This is a genomic window from Pseudomonas sp. TH08, from assembly GCF_016651275.1.
Taxonomy (GTDB): domain Bacteria; phylum Pseudomonadota; class Gammaproteobacteria; order Pseudomonadales; family Pseudomonadaceae; genus Aquipseudomonas.
In genome coordinates this window covers 1-22,231 of record NZ_JAEKEE010000004.1, presented here as the reverse complement: position 1 = coordinate 22,231, position 22,231 = coordinate 1, and the positions used below count along the sequence as shown (strand labels likewise).

The window sequence follows — 22,231 nt, the reverse complement described above, 5'->3', positions numbered from 1 at the left end:
TGTTAATAATCAAGCATTTAACTTTATTTTCAGCGTGGTACACTGCGTACTTTAGTGGCATGTACCACAGTACGAAACCGTAGGAGTTCACATGGCCCGTGGCGGCATTACCAAAGCACTGGTGCAAATCGCGCGCACAGCGATTCTGGCTCGCGGCGAACACCCGAGCATCGATGCAGTACGCATTGAAATGGGCAACACCGGCTCGAAAACCACGATCCATCGCTATCTGAAGGAGCTGGATGACGGCGCCGCGCCGCTGGAAGCTTCCGCAGAGCCGATCGATGACGAACTGACCGCCCTGGTTTCACGGCTCGCCCAGCGCCTGAAAGAACAGGCGCAAGAGCCAATAGAACAGGCTCGCGAACAGTTTGAAGAGCAGCGTGACGCGCTCGAAACGCAGCTGCAGCAGACTCGCCAGGCACTGGAAAAGCTGGAACAGGAGCATGAGATTCAAGGCGCGGCGCTGGAGCGCGAATCCGAAGCACTGGGCAATACCCGCTCGATGCTGCAGACCGAACAGACCCGCAACGCCGGGCTGAATCAGGCATTGGCCGACTTTGAATTGCGTTTGCAGGACAAGGACGAGCAAATCCGCTCACTGGAAGAAAAACACCTGCACGCCCGCGATGCACTGGAACACTACCGCAACGCCACCAAAGAACAGCGCGAACAGGAACAGAGCCGTCACGAAAGCCAAGTGCAGCAAATTCAGGCCGAATTGCGTCAGGCTCAGCAAAGCGCTCTGGTGCGCCAGGATGAGATCACTCAACTGCATCGCGACAACGAGCGCCTGCTCACGGAAAACCGTGGCACTCAACGCGAGCTGAGCTTGATCCAGGATCAACTCAAGCAGAGCAATCAGCGTCAGGATCAGTTGCTCGAACAAGTCACCCGCGCAGACAGCGAGCGCACCCTCCTCCAGGAACGCCTGCGCGTGGCCACGCTGGAAAGCCAGACACTCAAGCAGAACGTCGAGGAGCAGGCGCTACTCAATCAGTCACTGGAAAAGGAATTGAACAAAGCACAGGCAAGCCTGGAAGAAAGCCAGCGCCTGGCAGCCACCGTTGCGGCAGCGCCAGACTCAGCCAAACCGAAAGACGCTTAAGCGCCGACCGGTGTACGCATGGTGACAAACTCTTCGGCGGCCGTCGGGTGTACCCCGATCGTGTCGTCGAAGTCACGCTTGGTCGCGCCAGCCTTCAGTGCGATCGCCAGACCTTGCACGATCTCGCCGGCATCCGGGCCGACCATGTGGCAACCGAGGACTTTATCGGTCTTGCCGTCGACCACGAGCTTCATCAGCGTTTTCTCCTGACACTCGGTCAAGGTCAACTTCATTGGCCGGAAGCGGCTTTCGAAGATCACCACGTCGTGGCCGGCTTCGCGCGCTTCTTCTTCGGTCAAACCGACCGTACCGATGTTCGGCAGACTGAACACTGCCGTAGGGATCATCTTGTAATCCACCGGACGGTATTGCTCCGGTTTGAACAAGCGTCGTGCTACCGCCATGCCTTCGGCGAGAGCCACTGGCGTCAATTGCACGCGACCGATCACATCACCCAGCGCCAGGATCGACGGCTCAGTGGTTTGATACTGCTCGTCGACCTTGATAAAGCCTTTATCGTCGAGCTGCACATCGGTGTTTTCCAGCCCCAGATTGTCCAGCATCGGACGGCGACCGGTCGCATAGAAGATGCAATCCGCTTCCAGCACGCGACCATCCTTGAGCGTGGCTTTCAGACTGCCATCGCCCTGCTTGTCGATACGCGCAATGTCGGCGTTGAACTGCAGATCAAGGCCACGTTTGGTCAACTCTTCCTGCAAGTGCTTGCGCACCGAGCCATCGAAGCCACGCAGGAACAGATCACCGCGATACAGCAGCGTAGTATTCGCACCCAGACCATGGAAGATCCCGGCGAATTCGACTGCGATGTAACCGCCGCCCACGACCAATACGCGCTTGGGCAGTTCTTTCAGGAAAAACGCTTCGTTCGAACCGATCGCATGCTCGTGCCCCGGAATCTGCGGAATCTGCGGCCAGCCACCGGTGGCAATCAGAATGTTTTTCGCGGTGAAGCGCTCACCATTCACCTCAACCTCGTGCGGGCCAGTGATCTTCGCGTGCGCTTCGTGCAAGGTCACGCCACTGTTGACCAGCAGGTTGCGATAGATGCCATTGAGGCGATTGATTTCGCGATCCTTATTGGCAATCAGCGTCGCCCAATCGAAATTCGCTTCGCCCAGGCTCCAGCCGAAACCGGATGCCTGCTCAAAGTCTTCGGCAAAATGCGCGCCATACACCAACAGCTTTTTCGGCACGCAGCCGACATTGACGCAGGTACCGCCCAGATAACGGCTCTCCGCTACCGCTACTTTTGCACCGAAACCGGCAGCAAACCGCGCAGCGCGCACACCGCCGGAACCGGCACCAATCACATAAAGGTCAAAATCGTAGGCCATTTCTATCTCCTCGGCAGGCGATCAGCATACCTGCAGATGCTCATTGAGCAAGCCTCTACGGTTATGCAGTTGCAAACCCCGAGGGCTCGCGCAACAAACGTTTGATCAGTGACATTCTGCCGGTTGAGTTAACGGTAACCGCAGCTTTCGCCAGGCGATCAGAATCGCCATCAACGCCAGACCGAACGCGACCCACGAGACCAATTCAATTCCGCCTTCAAATGCACTTCCCGCCTGCAGCATCAACTGTAGCGCCTGATCACCCGCCAAACCGGACGCGACATGATGAGCGCCTGACAGCGTTTCACTTGCCAGCGTCGCCTGAATATCACTCAAAAACGCTGGAAGCTGCAGGCCAGTACGATAGTAGGCCGTGACCAAGCCGCCGAGCAGAGTCGTCCCCAGCACCACGCCCACTTCATAAGCTGTTTCGCTGATTGCGGAGGCTGCTCCCGCCTTTGCCGGAGGCGCGGCCGACAAAATCACGTCATTGGACACCGTCGCGATAGCGCCCACTCCGATATTCAACAATGCGAACGCCGCCACCAACACCGCGAGACTGCTGCCGATGCTGGCCACCAGTAAAAACGCCGCACCAGCGAAAGCCATCAGGACCGGTATCAGTACATGCACAGGCATACGCTGCGCGACCGGAACCACCGCCATTCCAACCACAATCGCCATAATTTGCCCCGGCACCAAAGCCAGACTCGCACTCAAAGGCGACATCTGCAGGACAATCTGCAAGAACTGAGTCGTGAAGAAAACGAAGCCGACGAGGAAGGCAAGGCTCATCAGATTGATCAGAATAGAACCACTGAAGGTGCCGTTGCGAAACAGGGTCATGTCCATCAGGGGTACAGGCAGACGCAACTGCCGCCGCACGAACATCCAGCCTGCCAATACACCGACCAGAAAGGCGCCCAGCATGATCCCGTCGACCCCCTCACTGGCACCATGCTTGATGCTGTAAACGATACCTCCCAGTGCGACCATCGACTGGAGGATGCTGATAGAGTCCAGCGAACCCGACCCGTCACGCTCCGATTCAGGGAGCAACAACGGCCCCAACACCAACAACGGAATCAGGACGGGCACCGCCAACAGAAAAATCGCGCCCCAATCAAAGAACTGCAGCAACACCCCACCCACCAAAGGTCCCAGTGCCGAGCCGACAGTCAATGTCGTTGCCCAGATCGCTACTGCCAGTCTGCGCTCTTCTCGATCCTCAAATACCGAACGTATCAATGCCAATGTCGAAGGCATCAACATTGCGCCGAAAATCCCCATACAAGTCCGCCCGATAATCAGCTGCATGGCCGTTTCGGAATACACGGTCAGCACCGAGACCACAGCAAAACCCAGAGATCCGACGAGCAACAACTTACGGTGCCCGACCCGATCACCCAGGCTGCCCATCGATACCAGCAGCCCCGCCAACACCAACGAATAAGCGTCGATCATCCACAGTTGCTGACTGGCAGTCGGACGCAAGGCTTCGGCAATTTTTGGTAGCGCGAAGCCAAGCACGGTGTTGTCTACGGTTACCAGCAGCACTGGCAGCATCAAAACGCCGAGGCCGAACCAGCGTCTTGAGTTTGATTTGTGACCGGGAATCCAGGCTGTAAATGCCACGGGCAACACTCCTTATTGCAAACAATGTCTTTACGGCGCGGCTGGAATGGACCGTAAAAATTTTCCTTCGCGCATCCCTGGCGACGGCTCGTCAGTTCAGCAGCGAAAATACCTGCCGACAATTCATCATTTGTTTCATTTTGCATCTCGGAGTTTTTCTTTTGCCAACCGACACAAACGCAAACGCCCCGAACATGTCGGGGCGTTTGTTTTTAGCGTCACACGGAGCGGACCGTGTGACGTGCCTACAGACAGATCAAGCGCTCTTAGTAAGCCTTGCCAGTCTTGTAGAAGTTTTCGAAGCAGAAGTTGGTCGCTTCGATGTAGCCTTCAGCGCCACCGCAGTCGAAACGCTTGCCTTTGAACTTGTAGGCCATCACGCAGCCGTTCTGGGCTTGCTTCATCAGGGCGTCGGTAATCTGGATTTCGCCGCCCTTGCCTGGCTCGGTTTGCTCGATCAGGTCAAAGATGTCCGGAGTCAGGATGTAACGACCGATGATCGCCAGGTTCGATGGCGCATCTTCCGGCTTTGGCTTCTCGACCATGCTGTGAACACGGTAGATGTCATCGCGGATCATCTCGCCGGCGATGACGCCGTACTTGCTGGTTTCCTCAGGGTCGACTTCCTGAATAGCGATGATCGAGCAGCGGAACTGTTTGTACAGTTTGACCATCTGGGTCAGTACGCCGTCGCCGTCGAGGTTTACGCACAGGTCGTCTGCCAGTACCACGGCGAACGGTTCGTCACCGATCAGCGGGCGGCCAGTCAGAATCGCGTGGCCCAGACCTTTCATTTCGGTCTGACGGGTGTAGGAGAACGAGCACTCGTCCAGCAGCTTGCGGATGCCGACCAGGTATTTCTCTTTGTCGGTACCTTTGATCTGGTTTTCCAGCTCGTAGCTGATGTCGAAGTGGTCTTCCAGAGCGCGCTTGCCACGACCGGTAACGATGGAGATTTCGGTCAGGCCAGCGTCCAGAGCTTCTTCGACGCCGTACTGGATCAGTGGCTTGTTTACCACCGGCAGCATTTCTTTAGGCATGGCTTTAGTCGCTGGCAGGAAGCGAGTACCGTAACCGGCTGCTGGGAACAAGCATTTCTTGATCATATAAGTCCTTGAAAGGGCTGTGTGTACGAGTTTCGGCGCAGTCTAATCAGGCGGCGTGCACCTTACAATGCCCCGCACTGGCTAACCGATGCCAACATAGAGAAATATTCTCGCCGATAGTTCCGTTGGTGCGTTCAGGCAGCGAAATCAGCTTAGCTCAAAGACGCCGAGAAACTACTTCACCATACGCCGATCATCCCCCAATGCGAGCATTTGCCGGTATCATGGCACCTTTGAACCAGCGAATGAGACAGACTAGATGGCCGTGGTAAAAATCATCAACAGGTATGAGATCCGCAAGAAAGACGGCAAGTGGACGGTGACCACTACCAATGGCGAACACATGGCCGGGCCTTTCGACAGCGAACAAATGGCGACTGATGTAGCGTCGGTGTTCACCGACACCCCGGCATCGCCGAAGCGCCGTGGCAAAGATCAGGACTGATCAGCTGCGAAACGCCTGGAGCCCTGCCCTTGTGCAGGGCTTTTTTGTACCCGCGTGCAAACAAGTGGCCTATCGCTATAACCTTTTCAACGCGGCGCTGTCAGAGCGTCTAGTCCCCCCTCGCTGAAGACCTACATCATGAACCTGAACAAATTGCTGCCACTGATCGCGATCCTGGCGCTGGCCGGTTGCGCTACCTCCGAAACAACCTACCTGAACAACGGCGAACAGGGCCTGACCATCGATTGCTCGGGCGAAGCCAATTCCTGGGCTACCTGCTATGAAAAGGCTGACGCCTCCTGCGCAGGCACCGGTTATCGCATCGTTGGCACGGATGGCACCCCCCAGCCAAAGGAAAGCGACAAAACACTGGGTGTCGACGTCGGCAACTACAAGACCCGTAACGTAGTGGTTGTCTGCAAATAGCGCTTACATGTGGATTTCGGCGAACTTGATCCCGAGACCCCGCACGACTTCGATGAGATCGTCGAGCCGATTGAAAGACTCGACCTCGTCGTTATCGTCCACCAGAAAATAGCTGCGCCCGGCGCTTTTCTTGAAAAACACGATCCATTCCCCGGGATTCGCCGGATTCTGAATCACATGGGTAGCAGAGATCAGGCCCTCTACGTGGCGCTCCCGTACTTGCTCTCGCTTCATCGCGACTCCAGATATGAAAATGCCGCCACAGCACCACTGTGACGGCATTGATGCTGATGACCAACAGTCTATCAGCCGGAAATACACGCGTTGGCCGCGTTACGCACATCCCGCGGGCGTACGGGTACGTTGGACATGCGCTCATGCAGCTTGATGCTGCTGCCGCCGGAGCGATCTTCGATATCAAAAACGGCGGCGGGCCCCGAGGACAGTTTCCCGGGAACGATTACCCGAACCCCATCCTTGTGCGGCTGCATCTGCAAGGCGCCGCGGCTGTCCGCGAGCTTTTCAGTCAGGCACTGCGCATATTCTTGGGGCTTCTTGCCGGAGATCACGCTCATGGTCGGCAGCGTCTCATTGATTTCGGAAACACTCGCGCAACCACCCAAAGCCAGAACCAACGACACACACACCACACCCCACTTCATACAAAACCTCCGTTAAAGACCGTCCGACAGCACAAATGCCGTTTTTCTCCGGGGCCTTCTGCATTTAACCCGCATCCGATTGCGAATATCTGTTCAAAATTGTCAAACCAACGCCCGACGGCCAGATAATAACCCGTGCGGGCTGATAAACTGCGCCCAATCGACAAGCTATCGTTTTGATTTTGTAGAAAAAGCCCTTCTGGAGGCGCCCATGAAATTTATTCACCAGCGCGAGCACCTCAACGAAGACGACATCGTCGTCATCCAATGCTCGCAAATGTGCAACATCCGTCTGATGAACGACGCCAACTTCCGCAGCTTTAAAAATGGCGGTCGCCATACCTATCACGGCGGCGCTTTCGACACGTTCCCGGCCCGTATCACCGCGCCGAGCACTGGTTTTTGGAACATCACCATCGACACCGTCAACCGTCGCCCGATCAGCGTTACACGCAAACCGACATTGACCCATTCGATCAAGATCATCCGCCGCTCCAGCACCAAACTCAGCTGAGCCGCTCCGCCCATTCAGACAGGTAAGCATGACCGTGGCCCAAACGACCAAATACGTCATCAAGTACAAGCTAAACGGTGAGCGCCGCTTCGAGTTCGCGCAACTGGTAGACGGCACCGAGGCAGAAGCCAGGGCTGAGCTCGCCAAACTTCATGATGCACAAGACGTGATCAGCGATATTGCTGTCAGCAAAGCCCTGTAACACCCGCCAGGAATTCGACCGCAAGCGGCGGAGTGTTCTGCCGCTACGCACTGCTCAGAATGACCACCTCGACCTTGAGTCAAGGAGTCAGCATGTCGATGTCCCCTGCCCGGCTGGAAATGCTCGATTGGGCAAACCTGGAACAACAGTTGGATGAGCACGGCTGCGTTATCATTCGCTCGCTGCTGCTGGGCAAAAGCTGTGATCGCTTGAGTGCGTTGTATCCGCAGACCGAACCGTTTCGCTCGCAGGTCATCATGAGCCGTCACGGGTTCGGTCGTGGCGAATACAAATATTTCCGCTATCCATTGCCCGCTGCAGTTGAACGTCTGCGCACAGCCCTGTATCCACGCCTGGTGCCGTTGGCGAATCGCTGGTACGAACGGATGAGTTTGCCCACCCGCTTCCCCGCCACCCACGCCGAGTTTATGCAGCGCTGTCATGCAGCTGGACAGTTGCGCCCAACGCCGCTGTTATTGCAGTACGGCCCGCAGGACTACAACTGCCTGCATCAGGACTTGTACGGCGAATCAGTCTTTCCGCTACAAGTGGCGATTCTGCTGTCGGAACCCGGGCAGGACTTTACCGGCGGCGAGTTCGTGCTGACCGAGCAGCGCCCGCGCATGCAGTCCCGCCCACACGTGCTGGACCTGAAGAAAGGCGATGCGGTGATTTTCGCGGTGAACCAGCGCCCGGTCAAAGGCACGCGCGGCGACTATCGGGTGACCTTGCGTCACGGCGTGAGTCGCCTGCACAGTGGAAATCGGCATACCCTAGGCATCATCTTTCACGACGCTTCATGACGACCATGCAACCGAGCCATTTCGATTTGTTCGCCGACCACGAACCCGAGCAACAACCGCGCGCCGAGCAAATTGGCGATCAGTCGTGGCTGCTGCGCGGCTTTGCCCTGCCGGTGATCGAGCAACTGTTACCCGCGCTGGAGGCGATTTTGCTCGCAGCCCCCTTGCGTCACATGATGACGCCGGGCGGCTTCAGCATGTCGGTCGGCACCAGCAGTTGTGGGGCGCTGGGCTGGATTACAGATCGCAGCGGCTATCGCTATTCAAGTGTCGATCCACTGAGCGGATTACCCTGGCCGGCGTTGCCGCCGGTGTTTGCCGAGCTGGCACATTCGGCGGCGGCACGGGCAGGCTTTGCCGGATTCAACGCCGACTCCTGCCTGATAAACCGATACGTCCCTGGCGCCAAGATGTCCTTGCATCAAGACAAAGACGAAAAAGCCTACACAGCACCGATCGTTTCGCTGTCGCTTGGGTTACCGGCGATGTTTCTGTTTGGCGGATTCAATCGTAGCGACAAAAGCCAGCGTATTGCGCTGCTGCATGGCGATATGGTGATCTGGGGCGGGGTTGACCGCTTGCGCTTCCATGGCGTGTTGCCGATCAAGCAAGGTAGGCACCCGCGCCTTGGCGAACAGCGGATCAACCTGACTTTCCGCGTCGCAGGATAGATCGCAAAAGGATCACTGGCAGAGTTTGACCGCAAGGCCCGGAGTGTTGCGCCCCGCGCTGCTGGTTAACCTGAATCAAACAGGCCAACGGACCACCCCTCATGAAAACGCTTTCGACCACCCTCAACATCGAAGACGATCCACGCTGGGCCGCCGTGATCGCGCGGGATCCTCGGGCGGACGGACAGTTTGTCTACGCCGTAAAAACCACTGGCATCTATTGCCGTCCGAGCAGCCTGGCACGCTTGCCGAAACCGCAGAACGTCGAGTTTTTCAACACCGCCCTCGAGGCCGAAGCCGCCGGGTATCGCCCGAGTAAACGGGCCAGCAAGGATCAAAGTGAGGTGGCGGCGCAGCACGCCGCAATCGTGGCGACGGCGTGCCGCCAGATCGAATCTGCCGAAACGTTGCCAGCGCTCAATCAACTGGCGGAAACCGCCAGACTGAGCCCGTTTCACTTCCACCGTATATTCAAAGCCGCCACCGGCCTGACACCCAAAGGCTATGCCGCAGCCCAGCGCTCGCGCAAAGTGCGCGAACGCCTGGCTGACGGTGGCTCCGTGACAGACGCGTTGTATGACGCTGGGTTCAACTCCAACAGCCGTTTCTACGAAGCTGCCGATCAATTGCTGGGCATGAAACCGGGTGACTATCGCGCTGCCGGGCAAAACAACGACATTCGTTTCGCCGTCGGGCAATGCTCGCTCGGGGCCATTCTGGTGGCGCAAAGCGAACGCGGGGTGTGTGCAATTCTGCTGGGTGATGATCCGCATCAACTGGTCTGCGATCTTCAGGATCAGTTCCGTAAAGCCAACCTGATCGGCGCCGATGATGGCTTCGAACAATTGATTGCCAAAGTCGTGGGGTTTGTCGAAGCACCGGCCATTGGCCTGGATTTGCCATTGGATGTCCGCGGCACGGCATTTCAGGAACGCGTGTGGCAGGCGCTGCGGGAAATCCCCGCCGGCAGCACCGCCAGTTACGCCGACATTGCCCAACGCATCGGCGCCCCAACGTCCATGCGTGCCGTAGCCCAGGCTTGCGGAGCCAATCGACTGGCAGTCGCGATCCCCTGCCATCGCGTCGTGCGCAGCGACGGTAATCTTAGTGGCTATCGCTGGGGGGTTGAGCGCAAACGTCAGTTGCTTGAGCGCGAGCTGACTTAGCGGATGCCGATATGGATCGCGACTGACTCGGGACCTGTGTAGGTTTCGAAATCAGTCGCGTAGCGACGCTGAATCTGCGGGTTTTCCTCGAAGAACGTCCAGACTTTCCCCCAGGTGGCGATTACTGCGTCAGGCAGTGGCCCCTGCGCTTCGAACACCAGATAGTCGCCCGCTTCAATGGTGACTGACTGGAAATCCGCAGAGGCCTCGTCCACCGCGACACCCGCGATGACATCGAAATGCCCGGAGGCATCGGACTCGTAAGCCGAATACACGCCGTAAACCGGAGAATCGGCGCGCTTGCCTTGAATACTCTCGGTAAATCCCTTGCCGAAAAACTCCCCCCACATCGAGCCGATCTTCGCCGTCTCAGGATTGTGTTCCGCCGCATTGGTCGTGCGCACGCTCAGACCGGACACCGTGAACGCATTGATCTGCTGCCGTTTCAAGTCCATCGAAAGTTTCGCTCCCTGCTGATTGAGGGCGCCTGCGTAGCGCCGCAATGGCGCTCACTTTGTCAGCGATTGACGTCGACCACAACCCGTCCGCGCAGCTGTCCGGCAAGCAATTTTGACGCTGCGCCGACGGCTTCGCTCAAGGCGATTTCGTGACTGATCAGTGACAACAGGGCGAAGTCCAGATCCTTGGCCAAATGATCCCAGGCTTGCAAACGACGCGCTTTAGGCTGAGTCACGCTATTAATGCCGGCCAACGTGACGCCGCGCAAAATGAATGGCGCCACGGAAGCAGGAAAATCCATGCCTTGGGCCAGACCACAGGCGGCGACGGTGCCTTCTGCACGGGTACTCGCGCAGGCATTCGCCAATGTGTGACTGCCGACAGAGTCAATCACCGCCGCCCAACGCTCCTTGGCCAAGGGCTTGCCCGGCTCGGACAACGTGGCGCGGTCAATGATTTCGGCGGCACCCAACTGCGTCAGATACTCATGCTCTGCCACTCGCCCCGTCGACGCCACCACGCGATAGCCGAGCTTGCCGAGCAACGCGATCGCAAAGCTGCCGACACCGCCATTGGCGCCGGTAACCAGCACTTCGCCCTGTTCTGGCGTCACGCCATTGCGCTCAAGCGCCAGAATACACAGCATTGCCGTGTAGCCCGCGGTGCCGATGGCCATGGCTTGGGCCGCGCTAAAGGCTTTGGGCAACGGGATAAGCCAGTCGCCATTGAGTCGAGCTTTTTGTGCGAGGCCGCCCCAATGCGACTCACCGACGCCCCAACCATTAAGCAGCACTTGATCGCCGACTTTATAGTCGGGATGCGAACTGACTTCGACAGTCCCCGCCAGATCGATCCCCGGTACCATCGGAAACTTGCGCACGACAGGACTGCTGCCGGTAATCGCCAGACCGTCCTTGAAATTCAGCGTGCTGTAAGCAACGCGCACCGTTACATCGCCCTCCGGCAAGTGATCTTCGTTGATCCGCTGCAGTTCGGTGCGATAACCGCTGTCGTCTTTGTTGATCACAATGGCGTTGAACATGATGGCCTCGCATGACGGTTTTTCAGAATATCGTGCCTTGAAATACCACATCGCAACACATTGCCACACTCGACTTTGCGCCAATCCGCGAATCGGCCGGGTATTTCCATGGCGGGCGACTATGCTTTTTCGACTGCCGTAAGTTCGCGATTACTCCTCATGAAAACGGCCTGTCGATGGAGCTGACGATGTCTTACCCCCGTGCGTTGTTTGTGATGTTGATGCTGTGTTTTTTGACAGTTGGCAACGCGTGGGCGGCGACCGCCCCGAAGGCGGCTGATGCTGCGCCGAGCGAACCGACATGGCCGCAAGTCATCACCAGCGGCAAGGCGAAATTAACGGTGTATCAACCGCAACTCGACAGTTGGGATGGCTACACCTTGAACGCCCGCGCCGCCGTCGAAGCGACCGGCGCCGATGGCAAGTCCACCTTCGGGATTGTTCAATTCAGTGCCCACACCCTGGTCGACAAGGCCACTCGCTGGGTCGCGCTTGACCAGTACCAAATCGTCAAAGCCGATTTCCCGGCGGACGCCAGTCAGTCCGAGACCTGGCTCGCAGCCCTGCAAAAGGATGCTCAAAGCCGCAAGAAAACCATATCGCTGGATCAGCTGGAAGCGGCAGTCGGCGTTCTCTCGGCCGAACAAAAGGCCGACGGCGCGCCCCTCGAAAACACACCGCCGACCATCATTCACTCCGATGTTCCGGCATTGCTGGTATATATCGACGGCGAAGCAACCTATCGCCCCGTCGAAGGCACTGATTTGCAGCGGGTCATCAATACGCGTCCGCTGCTACTCAAAGATGCACAGGGCAAACACTACCTGCACGTCTTCGATGGCTGGATGGTTGCCGATCAGTTGAACGGTGACTACGCCCGCCTGCCCTCGCCTCCCGCCAATCTCGAGCAAGCCAAACAGATCGCGATCAAGAGCCGGCAAGTCGACCTGCTGACCGGTCAAAGCGATCCGAAAGACAAGGTTCCCAGCCTGGCCAAACCGCCTCAGCCAAAAATTTTCGTCGCCACCACGCCGACCGAGTTGATTGTTACTGACGGTGCAGTGCAATGGTTGCCGATTCAGGGCACCAGCCTGTTGTACGTGAGCAACACCACCGGGCACATTTTCAAGGAAATAGGCGATCAGAACAGTTACGTGCTGATCTCCGGGCGCTGGTTTCGCGCCAGCGACATGAATGGCCCGTGGACGTTTACCCCGGCGGACAAGCTGCCCGCAGACTTTGCCAATATCCCCGACGACAGTCCGAAAGAGAACGTCAAAGCCTCGGTGGCCGGCACCCCGCAGGCCAGGGAAGCCGCCATCGCCGCAACGATTCCACAGACTTCGGCGATCAAGAAAAGCGCGGTGAAGATGACTGCGCCAGAGTTCGATGGCGAACCGCAACTCAAAGCCATCAACAGCACGCCATTGCAATACGTGGTCAACAGCGCCACACCGATTATCCGCGTCGACAATGACAGCTGGTACGCGGTTGAAAACGGTATCTGGTTCACCGCCAGCACCGTGAACGGTCCATGGAGTGTGGCCAGTTCCGTGCCCGCGGTGATCTACTCGATTCCGCCCAGCTCGCCCATGCATTACCTCACTTACGTCAAAGTCTACGAGTCCAGCGGCGACACCGTGGTGGTCGGTTACACGCCCGGTTACCAGGGTTCGAATCTCGATCCGGCCACCGGCGTCGTGGTTTATGGCACCGGTTATCCGTACTCGCCGTGGGTGGGCAGTGTCTGGTACGGGCCGCCGGTGACTTACGGTTTTGGCGTCGCCATGCGCTACACGCCGTGGACCGGTTGGACATTCGGTTTCGGTTTCGGCTGGAGTTGGGGCGGCAGTACCGTCGCCATGGGTTGGGGCTGGGGGCGTATCCGTGGTGGGGCAATTATGGCTGGGGATACGCCTGGGGTCCGCACTTGTACCCGGCGCCTCTGGCCTGGGGCGGTGCCGCTTACGGCTATCGCGGCGGTGCCGTGGCGTGGGGCCCGGGTGGTTGGGCCGGCACGACGGGAAACATCTATCACCAGTGGGGTGATCGGGCGACAGTCAGCCGATATGGCGCCGGTTACAACGCCTGGACCGGCAATCGTTGGGCGGGCCAGGTCGGTGCTTCCTATAACTCGCGTACCGGGGTTGCCGCTGCCGGGCAACGCGGCGCGGTACACAACGTCTACACCGGTAACTACGCCGCCGGGCGCAGCGGCACGGTGGTCGGCCCGAACGGTGGCGCAATTGCCGGCGGTCAAGTCACCGCAGGCAATGTGCGCAACGGCACGCAAGTGACCGCCAATCGCGGCGCGGTCTACAACCCCAACACTGGCAACACCACGCAATACGGCGGTGTTCGCGGGCGCAACAGCGCTGCTGCGCACGTCGGTGACAACGTTTATGCAGGCCACGACGGCAATGTCTACAAGAAGACCGACAGTGGCTGGCAATCGATGGTCGGGGGCGGCGCGACACGAACTGCCCCCATCAACAACAACGCGCAATTGCAGAACCTCAACCGGGAATCCGCTGCGCGCAATATGGGTAACCAGCGCACCAACAACTTTCACAACTCCTCGCAATTCATGAACCATTCGTTTGGAGGAGGTGGTGGTGGCGGATTTCACCGACGCTGAAAACCTGAACAAGCGGTTCTGAATTTCGAACTGGCTCTGGGTCCGGTTTTGCTGTTAAAAAACCGGCTCTGCCGTCCCTGCCCGCTTCGTTGTTCGGAGAACCGCTGTCATGAGCCAATGGCCAGATACCCGCATTCTTGACCTTCTCGGCATTGAGTTGCCGATCATCCAGGCCCCGATGGCCGGTGCGACAAACTCATCCATGGTAATCGCCGTGTGCAACGCCGGAGGCCTGGGCTCGATGCCTGCGGCGATGTTGAGTATCGAGCAATTGCGCGAAGCACTGCAGACCATTCGCCAACACACCGCCAACCCCTTCAACGTGAATTTCTTCTGTCATCAGCCTCCAGCGGCGGATGAACAACGGGCGCGTGACTGGAAAAATTTGCTCGAACCTTATTACCAGGAACTTGGCGTTGATTTTGATGCGCCGACACCGGTGTCCAACCGCGCCCCGTTCGACGCAGCGGCGTGCGAAGTGTTGGAAGAGTTTCGCCCAGAGGTGGTGAGCTTCCACTTCGGCCTGCCGGAGCAATCTTTGCTGGATCGGGTCAAGGCCACAGGGGCGAAAATTCTCTCTTCCGCCACCACCGTTGAGGAAGCCGTGTGGCTGGAACAGCACGGCTGTGATGCGATCATCGCCATGGGTTACGAAGCTGGTGGCCATCGCGGGATGTTTCTCAGCGATGATCTGTGTAGCCAGGTCGGCACTTTTGCCTTGGTCCCGCAAGTGGTCGATGCGGTGAGCGTGCCGGTGATTGCTGCCGGCGCAATTGCCGATGCTCGCGGCGTTGCAGCAGCCTTTATGCTGGGAGCATCGGCGGTGCAAGTCGGTACTGCCTATTTGTTTACCCCGGAAGCGAAAGTCAGCGCCGCGCATCATCAGGCTCTGCGGTCTGCCAAAGAAAGCGAGACCGCCGTCACCAATCTTTTTACCGGACGCCCGGCTCGCGGTATTCTCAACCGCGTCATGCGCGAGCTGGGCCCGATCTCACCGAAAGCGCCGGCATTTCCTTTGGCCGGTGGTGCCCTGATGCCGCTGCGAGCGAAAGATGATGCACAATTCGCCAACCTCTGGGCCGGCCAGGCTTTCACCTTGGGCCGGGATTTGAGCAGCGCCAAACTGACTCGGCAGTTGGCAGAGGATGCACTAGCGAAGCTGACACACCGTTGAAATCAGACAGGGTGAGGCCAAAATGCCTCACCCCATTTATTAACAGCTCTTCCTGTTTAGCGGCATTTCGCTATATATTCCACTATATAGCGATTCACCCCTCGCATCGGCGCAGTCCATCCCCAATAACAACTGCCCACTGCACCCGCCAACAACGGAGCTGTTACATGACCATTCGTGCCTCACGTTTTGCCCCAACCTGCCTGGCTTCCCTGCTCGCGGTATTCGCCATTGGCGCCGCTCAGGCAGATGAAGTGCAGGTGGCAGTCGCCGCTAACTTCACCGCGCCGATCCAGGCGATCGCTGCCGATTTCGAAAAAGACACCGGGCACAAACTGGTCACTGCTTACGGCGCCACAGGCCAGTTCTATACCCAGATCAAAAACGGCGCGCCGTTCGAAGTATTCCTCTCGGCTGACGACACCACTCCGGAAAAACTCGAAAAGGAAGGCGACACCGTCAAGGGTTCGCGCTTCACCTACGCCATCGGCACCCTGGCACTGTGGTCGGCGAAAGAAGGTTATGTCGATTCGAAAGGCGAAGTGCTGAAAAAGAACGAGTACCAGCACTTGTCTATCGCCAACCCGAAAGCCGCGCCTTACGGCCTGGCCGCGACACAAGTACTGGCAAAACTGAACCTGACCGACGCCACCAAAGCCAAGATCGTTGAAGGCCAGAACATTACCCAGGCGTACCAGTTTGTTTCCACCGGCAATGCCGAGCTGGGCTTCGTGGCCTTGTCGCAGATCTTCAAGGACGGCAAAGTCACCAGCGGTTCGGCGTGGATCGTGCCAGCCAGCATGCATGACCCGATCAAACAGGACGCAGTCATCCTCAACAAAGGCAAAGACAACGCCGCCGCCAAGGCACTGGTTGAATACCTCAAAGGCCCGAAAGCTGCTGCGGTGATCAAGTCTTACGGCTACCAGCTCTAAATGTCGCTGACGAGTGCCGATTTCGCCGCAATCTGGCTGACCCTTAAACTGGCGTCCCTGACCACCGCGATCCTGCTGATTGTCGGCACTCCGATTGCCCTGTGGTTGTCGCGTACCCGCTCATGGTTGCGCGGCCCGATCGGGGCGATCGTCGCCCTGCCCCTTGTGCTGCCACCCACCGTCATCGGTTTTTACCTGCTGTTGATGATGGGGCCGCACGGTTTTCTCGGCCAATTCACGCAATGGCTGGGGCTGGGCACCCTCACGTTCAGCTTCACCGGCCTGGTGATTGGTTCGGTGATCTATTCCATGCCCTTCGTGGTGCAACCGTTGCAAAACGCGTTCTCGGCGATTGGCACCCGCCCACTGGAGGTGGCCGCAACGTTGCGCGCCAACCCATGGGACACTTTTTTCAGTGTGATTCTGCCGCTGGCGCGCCCCGGATTCGTCACAGCGGCGATCCTTGGCTTCGCACATACCGTCGGCGAATTCGGTGTCGTGCTGATGATCGGTGGCAACATTCCCGACAAGACTCGCGTGGTATCGGTGCAGATTTACGATCATGTCGAAGCGATGGAGTACTCCCAGGCGCATTGGCTGGCCGGCGCGATGCTGGTGTTTTCGTTCCTGGTGCTGCTGGCGCTGTACTCCAGCCGCAAGACCCGCGCAGGCTGGAGCTGATCGATGATTGATGCACGTCTGAAACTCGCTTACTCCGGCTTCGATCTCGATGTCGATCTACATGTGCCCGGCCGTGGCGTCACCGCGCTGTTCGGCCACTCCGGTTCCGGAAAAACCACATGCCTGCGCTGTATCGCCGGGCTTGAACGCGCCGAACAAGGCTTCGTGCAGATCAATGACGAGGTCTGGCAGGACAGTGACAACGGCATTTTTGTCCCTCCGCATAAGCGTGCACTGGGTTACGTGTTTCAAGAAGCCAGTTTGTTTCCTCATCTGTCGGTATTGGCCAACCTGCAATTCGGCCTCAAGCGCATCGCCAAGTCCCAGCGCCGGGTCGACATGGCGCAAGCCACCGAGTTGCTCGGCATCGGCCATTTGCTCGAGCGCCATCCGCAACATCTGTCCGGCGGCGAGCGCCAGCGTGTCGGCATCGCCCGCGCCCTGCTGACCAGCCCGAAGCTGTTGTTGATGGACGAACCGCTGGCAGCCCTGGACAGTCAGCGTAAAAACGAAATCCTGCCTTACTTGCAACGCCTGCATGACGAACTGGATATTCCGTTGCTGTACGTCAGCCACGCGCAGGACGAAGTAGCACGTCTGGCCGATCATCTGGTGTTGCTCAGCGAAGGCAAAGCCTTGGCCAGCGGCCCGATAGGCGAAACTCTGGCGCGTCTGGACTTGCCGATGGCGATGGGCGACGACGCGGGCGTGATCATCGAAGGTCAGGTCAGCGCCTACGACCCAGACTATCAACTGCTGAGCCTGCAACTGCCAGCCACCGAGATGAACATCCGCGTGACGCACGCACCGATGACGGTGGGCCAGGCGCTGCGCTGCAAGGTGCAAGCGCGGGACATCAGTCTGACGCTGCAACACAACGAATTCAGCAGCATCCTCAATCGTCTGCCGGTCACGGTGGTCAGCGAACAGGCGGCGGACAACAGCGCCCACGTGCTGATTCGCCTCGATGCTGGCGGTACGCCGTTGCTGGCGCGGATCACGCGCTTCTCCCGCGATCAGTTGGGCGTGTATCCCGGCCAGCAACTGTGGGCACAGATCAAAGCCGTCGCGGTGCTCGCGTAAATCATTCGGCACGACGGCAACGGCGTGCGGTCAATCGTTTAACAGACCGCCGCGCCACCGAAGGAAGCCGCCATGCCCGACACTGCGCTGACCGACGCACTGCCCTCCGACCTGCACTATGTCGATGACACGCAGCCCGGCATCACGCGCAAAAAACTGCGCGGCAAATTCAGTTATTTCGAGCCGTCCGGCCAGCGCATCACCGAACCGGACGAAATCAAACGCATCAACGCCCTCGCCGTGCCCCCGGCCTACACAGACGTATGGATCTGCACCGACCCGCGCGGCCACCTTCAAGCCACCGGCCGTGATGCCCGTGGCCGCAAGCAGTATCGCTATCACTCACGCTGGCGCGAAGTGCGCGATGCCGACAAGTATTCCCGTCTGCGCGAGTTCGGGCTGGCGTTACCGAAACTGCGCAAGCAGCTGGAAGCGTTGCTGGCCGCACCCGGTTTCAGTCGCGACAAGGTCATGGCCACGGTAATCACCCTGCTCGACGCCACCCTGATTCGCGTCGGCAATACTCAGTACGCGCGAGATAATCGCTCTTACGGCCTGACCACTTTGCGCAGCCGCCATGTTGAGGTGAACGGTAGCGCGATCCTGTTCCAGTTTCGCGGCAAGAGCGGCATCGAACACCAGATCACCGTCAAGGATCGACGTCTGGCGCGCATCATCAAACGTTGCCTGGAGATTCCCGGGCAAAACCTGTTTCAGTATCTGGATGAAAACGGCGAGCGACACACTGTCAGCTCATCGGACGTCAACGCTTACCTGCAAACCCTGACCGGCGCTGACTTCACCGCCAAGGACTACCGCACCTGGGCCGGTAGCGCCCTGGCATTGTCGGTATTGCGCGAGCTGCAATGGGCGTCGGAAACCGAAGCCAAGCGGCACGTGGTGGAAATGGTGAAAGGCGTCGCCAAACAACTGGGCAACACGCCTGCGGTGTGCCGCAAGTGCTACATCCACCCAGCGGTCGTCGAAAAATTCATGCTCGGCGCCCTCGCCGAATTGCCACGACCGCGTGTGCGCAAAGGCTTGCGCGCCGAAGAGGTGGCGCTGGCAATGTTTCTTGAACGAATGAGCGAGATGACAGACTCGCCTTGATCGACTGCGCATCGTCGTCTAGGCTAGCCACCTCTCCCTCCTCAGGACGACCGCAGAAGTGAACAACCCGGCCTTCTAAAAATGTAATCGCGACACGCCTTGAACGGCGCTTGTCAGTTTTCACGACATTTTTCTGGAGGTGCCGATGACTCACGTCTCGCGTACGCCCGCACTCGTTTCCCTGAATCAATTGGTTTTTCAATTCGATAATGGCGAGACGATTTTCGACGCACTGAATCTCAAATTCGATCACTTACCGACCGCCATCGTCGGGCGCAACGGTGTCGGCAAAAGCGTGCTCGCACGCCTGATTGCCGGACAACTGCTGCCCACCGCCGGCACTGTGGTGAGTTCGGTTTCGGTGAACTACGTTTCACAAAGCTTCGTTCCCACACCCGGACAAACGGTGGCAGAGGCTACAGGCGCGGCGCCGATACTGGCGGCGCTGGAACGACTCAATCTCGGCTGCGCCAGTGCCGATGATTTTGACCTTATTGGTGAGCGCTGGGATTTACCGGATCGCTTGCGGCAGTTACTGGATGGCGCCGGGTTGCCCCACATCGCAGCCGGCGATCTGACCAAGGCGCTCAGCGGCGGTCAGCAAGCCCGGATCGCCCTGATTGGCGCACTGTTGAGCCAGGCTCAATTGCTGATACTCGATGAACCGACCAATCATCTGGACAGCGCAGGCAGGCAATGGCTATTGAGCAGCCTCAAGCAATGGCGCGGTGGCCTGATTGTGGTCAGCCATGATCGGCAGTTGCTGGAACACATGCAAAAGATCGTGGAACTGACGCCGCTGGGCGCGACAGTGTTTAGCGGCAGCTATGCGGATTTCGTCGAGCAGCGCCGACGCCAGCAAGCGGCGGCTCAGGCGCAGCTCGATCAAGCCCGCACTGAGCGCCAGCGTGAACGCACACGACTGCAACGTGAGCACGATACGATCCAGCGCCACGCCGCCGGTAGTCGGCGCAACGCGCAAACGGCTAACGTAGCCAGCTTCGAGCGCACGGCCATGAAAGCCGCCGCCAGGGAAATCATGGGACATGTTCGCCTCGGCCACCAGGCACGTAAAACCGATCTGGACAGCCGTGTGCGTGACGCCTATGCGCAGGTTGTGCCAGACAGCGAGGTATTGATCAACCTGCCGGGCAGCGTTGTGCCGAGTACCCGACAAGTCTGCACGCTGCTTGATGCCTGCCTGCCGTGGCTACCGCTCGAAGCGCCCTCGACCCGGCTGAACCTCGCGATACACGGGCCGATGCGCGTTGCCATCAGCGGCCCGAACGGCTGCGGAAAATCGACCTTGCTGAAAATGCTCGCCACAAAACGGTTACCGGTGAGCGGTGTGTGCAATACCTATGTGCCATTCGCCTTTCTCGATCAGCAATTGAAGATACTTGATGATCAAACCAGCATTGTCGAACAGCTGCAGGCCCAGCGGACACAGCTGGACGAGGGTACTTTGCGCAGTTACCTGGCACACCTGCAATTGAACGCACAGCGGGCTACCCAGCCCTGCGCCTCACTCAGCGGCGGTGAACGCTTGAAAGCTGCGCTGGCCTTGGCCCTATGGCGCCAGATACCGGCGCAACTGATGTTGCTTGACGAACCCACCAATCATCTTGATCTGCCGTCCATTCAAGCATTTGAACGAGCGTTACAGACCTTTCCCGGCGCGATTGTCGCGGTTTCTCACGACCATGCGTTTCTCCGGGCGTTAAATCCCACCCACTGCCTGACGTGGCACCCCGAGGGCTGGCAGTGGCAACCGACGAGCTGAACTGTGTATTTTTTGCACGATCGTCAGGGACTTCTATAGTTGATCTGACACGAATCAACTGCGGTGACGCCATGGAAGACATATTCGTCGTGAAGCGTTGCAACAAGATCATCATTCACGGTCGACGCGCCGGAGATAGCCAGCATGATCCTGCCGAAGCGAAAAGCTGGTTCCGCATCCGCGACACGCGCACCGACGGTTTCATCGGTGATGGCTATGACGCGCAAGACGACGCCGAGCGCGAATGCAAGCGCCTCAACGCAGCCAGTTCACCCTTACCAGCCCGCCAGTTCTCCGGCTGATGCCGATCATAAGCGGGTCTATACTGAAACCAGCTGAGGGAGCAGCGCCCCAACGGCAAAAGGCTCGCACTCGCGGGCTTTTTGCTGCCGCTCAGCGGTTTCATCGAACGGAGGTGTTCCATGTCCGAAAAAGAGTCCATCACCACCCTCCTCACCCTTCTCGACGTCCGGCAGGCGCGCCTTGCGGCCGCTTGCAAAGAGATCGCCGACTGGGTTGATCATCAGGGCGGGCACCCGACCGCCCTGCGCATTCGCGATCGCCTGAACGACATCGAGAAAGATACACCGCTGATTCGCAACACACTGTCAGCGCTCAAGCCTGTCGATAGGCCGCTACCGCGCTTCAGGTAACGCGGGCCCTGGGCCTCATAAGCGGTGGCACAAGCGTCACCGCGCTATTGGCTGTCCGGTATTTTTACTCTCGCTGCAGTGACGGATTTCTTTTCACATAACCATCACATCTGCGCGCCTACAGTGAACTAACTCCTTTTGATATCCCCTTAACACCCGCCCGCATGCGGGTGTTTTTTTGTTGGTCGTTTACGTTGCCGAACACTGTGGCCTGTCAGTTGTCATAACTGTTACACGTCACGAAGGAGACTGTTCATGGTTATCCATTTCAACGTCGACGGGCATTTGGCCTGTGGCCATAAAGGCCAAAACCTCAGCGCCAGTCGCGAACTCAATCGCGTGAAATGCCGCAGTTGCCGTAACACTGATGCCTACAAAGAGGCGAGAAAAGAACAACGTAACGCCGCTCGCCGCGTCACTCGACAGGCGAAAGCCACGCACCACGCCGTTAACTGGCGTGCTGAGTGGACCGATCGGTTGACCGCAATGGCAGGACTGCAACGCTTGCCACGGGGCTTTGCCCATCAATCTTTCGTTTAGAACTGCGTAAAAAATGGGCCGATCAACATCGGCCCTTTTT

General features: G+C 58.4%; 26 protein-coding genes. 19 read left to right on the top strand and 7 right to left on the bottom strand.

Translation table 11 applies throughout. The features are described from left to right. Positions 1-91: 91 nt before the first annotated feature. Positions 92-1,108: a DNA-binding protein gene (locus JFT91_RS17395; protein ID WP_201233251.1), complete on the top strand. Its 1,017-nt coding sequence runs from the start codon at positions 92-94 to the stop codon at positions 1,106-1,108. Here JFT91_RS17395 and gorA read toward each other — a convergent pair. The 3 genes from gorA to galU all read right to left on the bottom strand — a co-directional run bounded on the left by gorA (position 1,105) and on the right by galU (position 5,204). Then, positions 1,105-2,463 (bottom strand): glutathione-disulfide reductase, encoded by a 1,359-nt coding sequence (gene gorA / locus JFT91_RS17390; RefSeq protein WP_201233250.1) that lies wholly within the window; start codon positions 2,461-2,463, stop codon positions 1,105-1,107. The two genes, JFT91_RS17395 and gorA, sit on opposite strands and share 4 nt — an antisense overlap. 105 nt (positions 2,464-2,568) lie before the next feature. Continuing rightward, positions 2,569-4,098 (bottom strand): MFS transporter, encoded by a 1,530-nt coding sequence (locus JFT91_RS17385; RefSeq protein ID WP_347340639.1) that lies wholly within the window; start codon positions 4,096-4,098, stop codon positions 2,569-2,571. Positions 4,099-4,364: 266 nt separating this feature from the next. Continuing rightward, on the bottom strand, positions 4,365-5,204 hold the full coding sequence (gene galU / locus JFT91_RS17380) for a UTP--glucose-1-phosphate uridylyltransferase GalU (RefSeq protein WP_008082670.1): 840 nt from the start codon (positions 5,202-5,204) through the stop codon (positions 4,365-4,367). A 259-nt stretch (positions 5,205-5,463) separates the two neighbouring features. Between galU and JFT91_RS17375 the strand changes: the two genes are divergently transcribed. Further along, positions 5,464-5,649 carry a hypothetical protein gene (locus JFT91_RS17375; RefSeq protein ID WP_201203829.1) on the top strand — a complete coding sequence of 62 codons (186 nt, stop codon included), beginning with the start codon at positions 5,464-5,466 and terminating at the stop codon, positions 5,647-5,649. 138 nt (positions 5,650-5,787) lie between these two features. Next, positions 5,788-6,075 (top strand): hypothetical protein, encoded by a 288-nt coding sequence (locus tag JFT91_RS17370; RefSeq protein WP_201225945.1) that lies wholly within the window; start codon positions 5,788-5,790, stop codon positions 6,073-6,075. A gap of 3 nt (positions 6,076-6,078) precedes the next feature. Here the strand turns inward: JFT91_RS17370 and JFT91_RS17365 are convergent, their stop codons facing one another. Continuing rightward, the gene (locus tag JFT91_RS17365; protein ID WP_008082673.1) at positions 6,079-6,309 is read right to left on the bottom strand and encodes a hypothetical protein; all 231 of its coding nucleotides are present in this window, start codon (positions 6,307-6,309) and stop codon (positions 6,079-6,081) included. A gap of 71 nt (positions 6,310-6,380) precedes the next feature. After that, a complete protein-coding gene (locus tag JFT91_RS17360) occupies positions 6,381-6,737 on the bottom strand; it encodes a hypothetical protein (RefSeq protein WP_201225947.1) in 357 nt (118 codons plus the stop codon). A 211-nt stretch (positions 6,738-6,948) separates the two neighbouring features. Between JFT91_RS17360 and JFT91_RS17355 the strand changes: the two genes are divergently transcribed. From JFT91_RS17355 to ada, 5 genes are all read left to right on the top strand, one after another. After that, complete coding sequence (locus tag JFT91_RS17355) at positions 6,949-7,251, top strand: DUF1883 domain-containing protein (RefSeq protein ID WP_016984992.1); 303 nt, start codon at positions 6,949-6,951, stop codon at positions 7,249-7,251. Positions 7,252-7,279: 28 nt separating this feature from the next. Then, positions 7,280-7,453 (top strand): hypothetical protein, encoded by a 174-nt coding sequence (locus JFT91_RS17350; RefSeq protein ID WP_201203833.1) that lies wholly within the window; start codon positions 7,280-7,282, stop codon positions 7,451-7,453. A 92-nt stretch (positions 7,454-7,545) separates the two neighbouring features. Then, positions 7,546-8,256 (top strand): 2OG-Fe(II) oxygenase, encoded by a 711-nt coding sequence (locus tag JFT91_RS17345; RefSeq protein ID WP_201233249.1) that lies wholly within the window; start codon positions 7,546-7,548, stop codon positions 8,254-8,256. Between the two features lie 5 nt (positions 8,257-8,261). Then, entirely contained in the window at positions 8,262-8,927 is a 666-nt protein-coding gene (gene alkB / locus JFT91_RS17340; RefSeq protein WP_201205276.1) for a DNA oxidative demethylase AlkB, read from the top strand. Positions 8,928-9,028: 101 nt separating this feature from the next. After that, complete coding sequence (gene ada / locus JFT91_RS17335; RefSeq protein ID WP_201233248.1) at positions 9,029-10,093, top strand: bifunctional DNA-binding transcriptional regulator/O6-methylguanine-DNA methyltransferase Ada; 1,065 nt, start codon at positions 9,029-9,031, stop codon at positions 10,091-10,093. Here the strand turns inward: ada and JFT91_RS17330 are convergent. Together JFT91_RS17330 and acuI are read right to left on the bottom strand one after the other, a co-directional pair. After that, positions 10,090-10,548 (bottom strand): GyrI-like domain-containing protein, encoded by a 459-nt coding sequence (locus tag JFT91_RS17330; RefSeq protein ID WP_201225951.1) that lies wholly within the window; start codon positions 10,546-10,548, stop codon positions 10,090-10,092. The genes ada and JFT91_RS17330 overlap by 4 nt on opposite strands. Before the next feature lie 62 nt (positions 10,549-10,610). Then, complete coding sequence (gene acuI, locus JFT91_RS17325; protein ID WP_201203835.1) at positions 10,611-11,594, bottom strand: acrylyl-CoA reductase (NADPH); 984 nt, start codon at positions 11,592-11,594, stop codon at positions 10,611-10,613. A 188-nt stretch (positions 11,595-11,782) separates the two neighbouring features. Between acuI and JFT91_RS17320 the strand changes: the two genes are divergently transcribed. The 11 genes from JFT91_RS17320 to JFT91_RS29660 all read left to right on the top strand — a co-directional run bounded on the left by JFT91_RS17320 (position 11,783) and on the right by JFT91_RS29660 (position 22,191). Next, positions 11,783-13,891: an autotransporter gene (locus JFT91_RS17320; protein WP_242489299.1), complete on the top strand. Its 2,109-nt coding sequence runs from the start codon at positions 11,783-11,785 to the stop codon at positions 13,889-13,891. Further along, positions 13,888-14,232, top strand: coding sequence for a hypothetical protein (locus JFT91_RS29665; protein ID WP_242489298.1), 345 nt, complete (start codon positions 13,888-13,890; stop codon positions 14,230-14,232). The genes JFT91_RS17320 and JFT91_RS29665 overlap by 4 nt, the downstream gene beginning before the upstream one ends. A gap of 109 nt (positions 14,233-14,341) precedes the next feature. Next, entirely contained in the window at positions 14,342-15,406 is a 1,065-nt protein-coding gene (locus JFT91_RS17315) for an NAD(P)H-dependent flavin oxidoreductase (RefSeq protein WP_201233247.1), read from the top strand. A 167-nt stretch (positions 15,407-15,573) separates the two neighbouring features. Beyond that, entirely contained in the window at positions 15,574-16,341 is a 768-nt protein-coding gene (gene modA / locus JFT91_RS17310; protein WP_242489297.1) for a molybdate ABC transporter substrate-binding protein, read from the top strand. Beyond that, positions 16,342-17,022 carry a molybdate ABC transporter permease subunit gene (modB, locus tag JFT91_RS17305; RefSeq protein ID WP_201233246.1) on the top strand — a complete coding sequence of 227 codons (681 nt, stop codon included), beginning with the start codon at positions 16,342-16,344 and terminating at the stop codon, positions 17,020-17,022. Positions 17,023-17,025: 3 nt separating this feature from the next. Then, positions 17,026-18,105, top strand: a complete 1,080-nt coding sequence (gene modC / locus JFT91_RS17300) for a molybdenum ABC transporter ATP-binding protein (protein ID WP_201225956.1) — start codon at positions 17,026-17,028, stop codon at positions 18,103-18,105. A gap of 72 nt (positions 18,106-18,177) precedes the next feature. Next, positions 18,178-19,215: a DNA topoisomerase IB gene (locus tag JFT91_RS17295; protein ID WP_201225957.1), complete on the top strand. Its 1,038-nt coding sequence runs from the start codon at positions 18,178-18,180 to the stop codon at positions 19,213-19,215. Between the two features lie 145 nt (positions 19,216-19,360). Next, complete coding sequence (locus JFT91_RS17290; RefSeq protein ID WP_201233245.1) at positions 19,361-20,998, top strand: ATP-binding cassette domain-containing protein; 1,638 nt, start codon at positions 19,361-19,363, stop codon at positions 20,996-20,998. 71 nt (positions 20,999-21,069) lie between these two features. Beyond that, positions 21,070-21,300: a hypothetical protein gene (locus JFT91_RS17285; protein ID WP_201203845.1), complete on the top strand. Its 231-nt coding sequence runs from the start codon at positions 21,070-21,072 to the stop codon at positions 21,298-21,300. Between the two features lie 120 nt (positions 21,301-21,420). After that, on the top strand, positions 21,421-21,651 hold the full coding sequence (locus JFT91_RS17280) for a hypothetical protein (protein ID WP_201225959.1): 231 nt from the start codon (positions 21,421-21,423) through the stop codon (positions 21,649-21,651). A 255-nt stretch (positions 21,652-21,906) separates the two neighbouring features. Beyond that, positions 21,907-22,191: a hypothetical protein gene (locus JFT91_RS29660; RefSeq protein ID WP_201203847.1), complete on the top strand. Its 285-nt coding sequence runs from the start codon at positions 21,907-21,909 to the stop codon at positions 22,189-22,191. Positions 22,192-22,231 lie beyond the last annotated feature (40 nt).

Coding starts and splice junctions, on each gene's coding strand:
- JFT91_RS17370 (WP_201225945.1), top strand. CDS start 5,788: ATGAACCTGAACAAATTGCTGCCACTGATCGCGATCCTGGCGCTGGCC.
- JFT91_RS17375 (WP_201203829.1), top strand. CDS start 5,464: ATGGCCGTGGTAAAAATCATCAACAGGTATGAGATCCGCAAGAAAGAC.
- modB (WP_201233246.1), top strand. CDS start 16,342: ATGTCGCTGACGAGTGCCGATTTCGCCGCAATCTGGCTGACCCTTAAA.
- JFT91_RS17360 (WP_201225947.1), bottom strand. CDS start 6,737: ATGAAGTGGGGTGTGGTGTGTGTGTCGTTGGTTCTGGCTTTGGGTGGT.
- gorA (WP_201233250.1), bottom strand. CDS start 2,463: ATGGCCTACGATTTTGACCTTTATGTGATTGGTGCCGGTTCCGGCGGT.
- modA (WP_242489297.1), top strand. CDS start 15,574: ATGACCATTCGTGCCTCACGTTTTGCCCCAACCTGCCTGGCTTCCCTG.
- acuI (WP_201203835.1), bottom strand. CDS start 11,594: ATGTTCAACGCCATTGTGATCAACAAAGACGACAGCGGTTATCGCACC.
- JFT91_RS17365 (WP_008082673.1), bottom strand. CDS start 6,309: ATGAAGCGAGAGCAAGTACGGGAGCGCCACGTAGAGGGCCTGATCTCT.
- JFT91_RS17290 (WP_201233245.1), top strand. CDS start 19,361: ATGACTCACGTCTCGCGTACGCCCGCACTCGTTTCCCTGAATCAATTG.
- JFT91_RS17315 (WP_201233247.1), top strand. CDS start 14,342: ATGAGCCAATGGCCAGATACCCGCATTCTTGACCTTCTCGGCATTGAG.
- JFT91_RS29660 (WP_201203847.1), top strand. CDS start 21,907: ATGGTTATCCATTTCAACGTCGACGGGCATTTGGCCTGTGGCCATAAA.
- JFT91_RS17280 (WP_201225959.1), top strand. CDS start 21,421: ATGTCCGAAAAAGAGTCCATCACCACCCTCCTCACCCTTCTCGACGTC.
- JFT91_RS17395 (WP_201233251.1), top strand. CDS start 92: ATGGCCCGTGGCGGCATTACCAAAGCACTGGTGCAAATCGCGCGCACA.
- ada (WP_201233248.1), top strand. CDS start 9,029: ATGAAAACGCTTTCGACCACCCTCAACATCGAAGACGATCCACGCTGG.
- JFT91_RS17350 (WP_201203833.1), top strand. CDS start 7,280: ATGACCGTGGCCCAAACGACCAAATACGTCATCAAGTACAAGCTAAAC.
- JFT91_RS17330 (WP_201225951.1), bottom strand. CDS start 10,548: ATGGACTTGAAACGGCAGCAGATCAATGCGTTCACGGTGTCCGGTCTG.
- JFT91_RS17355 (WP_016984992.1), top strand. CDS start 6,949: ATGAAATTTATTCACCAGCGCGAGCACCTCAACGAAGACGACATCGTC.
- galU (WP_008082670.1), bottom strand. CDS start 5,204: ATGATCAAGAAATGCTTGTTCCCAGCAGCCGGTTACGGTACTCGCTTC.
- JFT91_RS17295 (WP_201225957.1), top strand. CDS start 18,178: ATGCCCGACACTGCGCTGACCGACGCACTGCCCTCCGACCTGCACTAT.
- JFT91_RS17285 (WP_201203845.1), top strand. CDS start 21,070: ATGGAAGACATATTCGTCGTGAAGCGTTGCAACAAGATCATCATTCAC.
- modC (WP_201225956.1), top strand. CDS start 17,026: ATGATTGATGCACGTCTGAAACTCGCTTACTCCGGCTTCGATCTCGAT.
- JFT91_RS17320 (WP_242489299.1), top strand. CDS start 11,783: ATGTCTTACCCCCGTGCGTTGTTTGTGATGTTGATGCTGTGTTTTTTG.
- JFT91_RS17345 (WP_201233249.1), top strand. CDS start 7,546: ATGTCGATGTCCCCTGCCCGGCTGGAAATGCTCGATTGGGCAAACCTG.
- alkB (WP_201205276.1), top strand. CDS start 8,262: ATGCAACCGAGCCATTTCGATTTGTTCGCCGACCACGAACCCGAGCAA.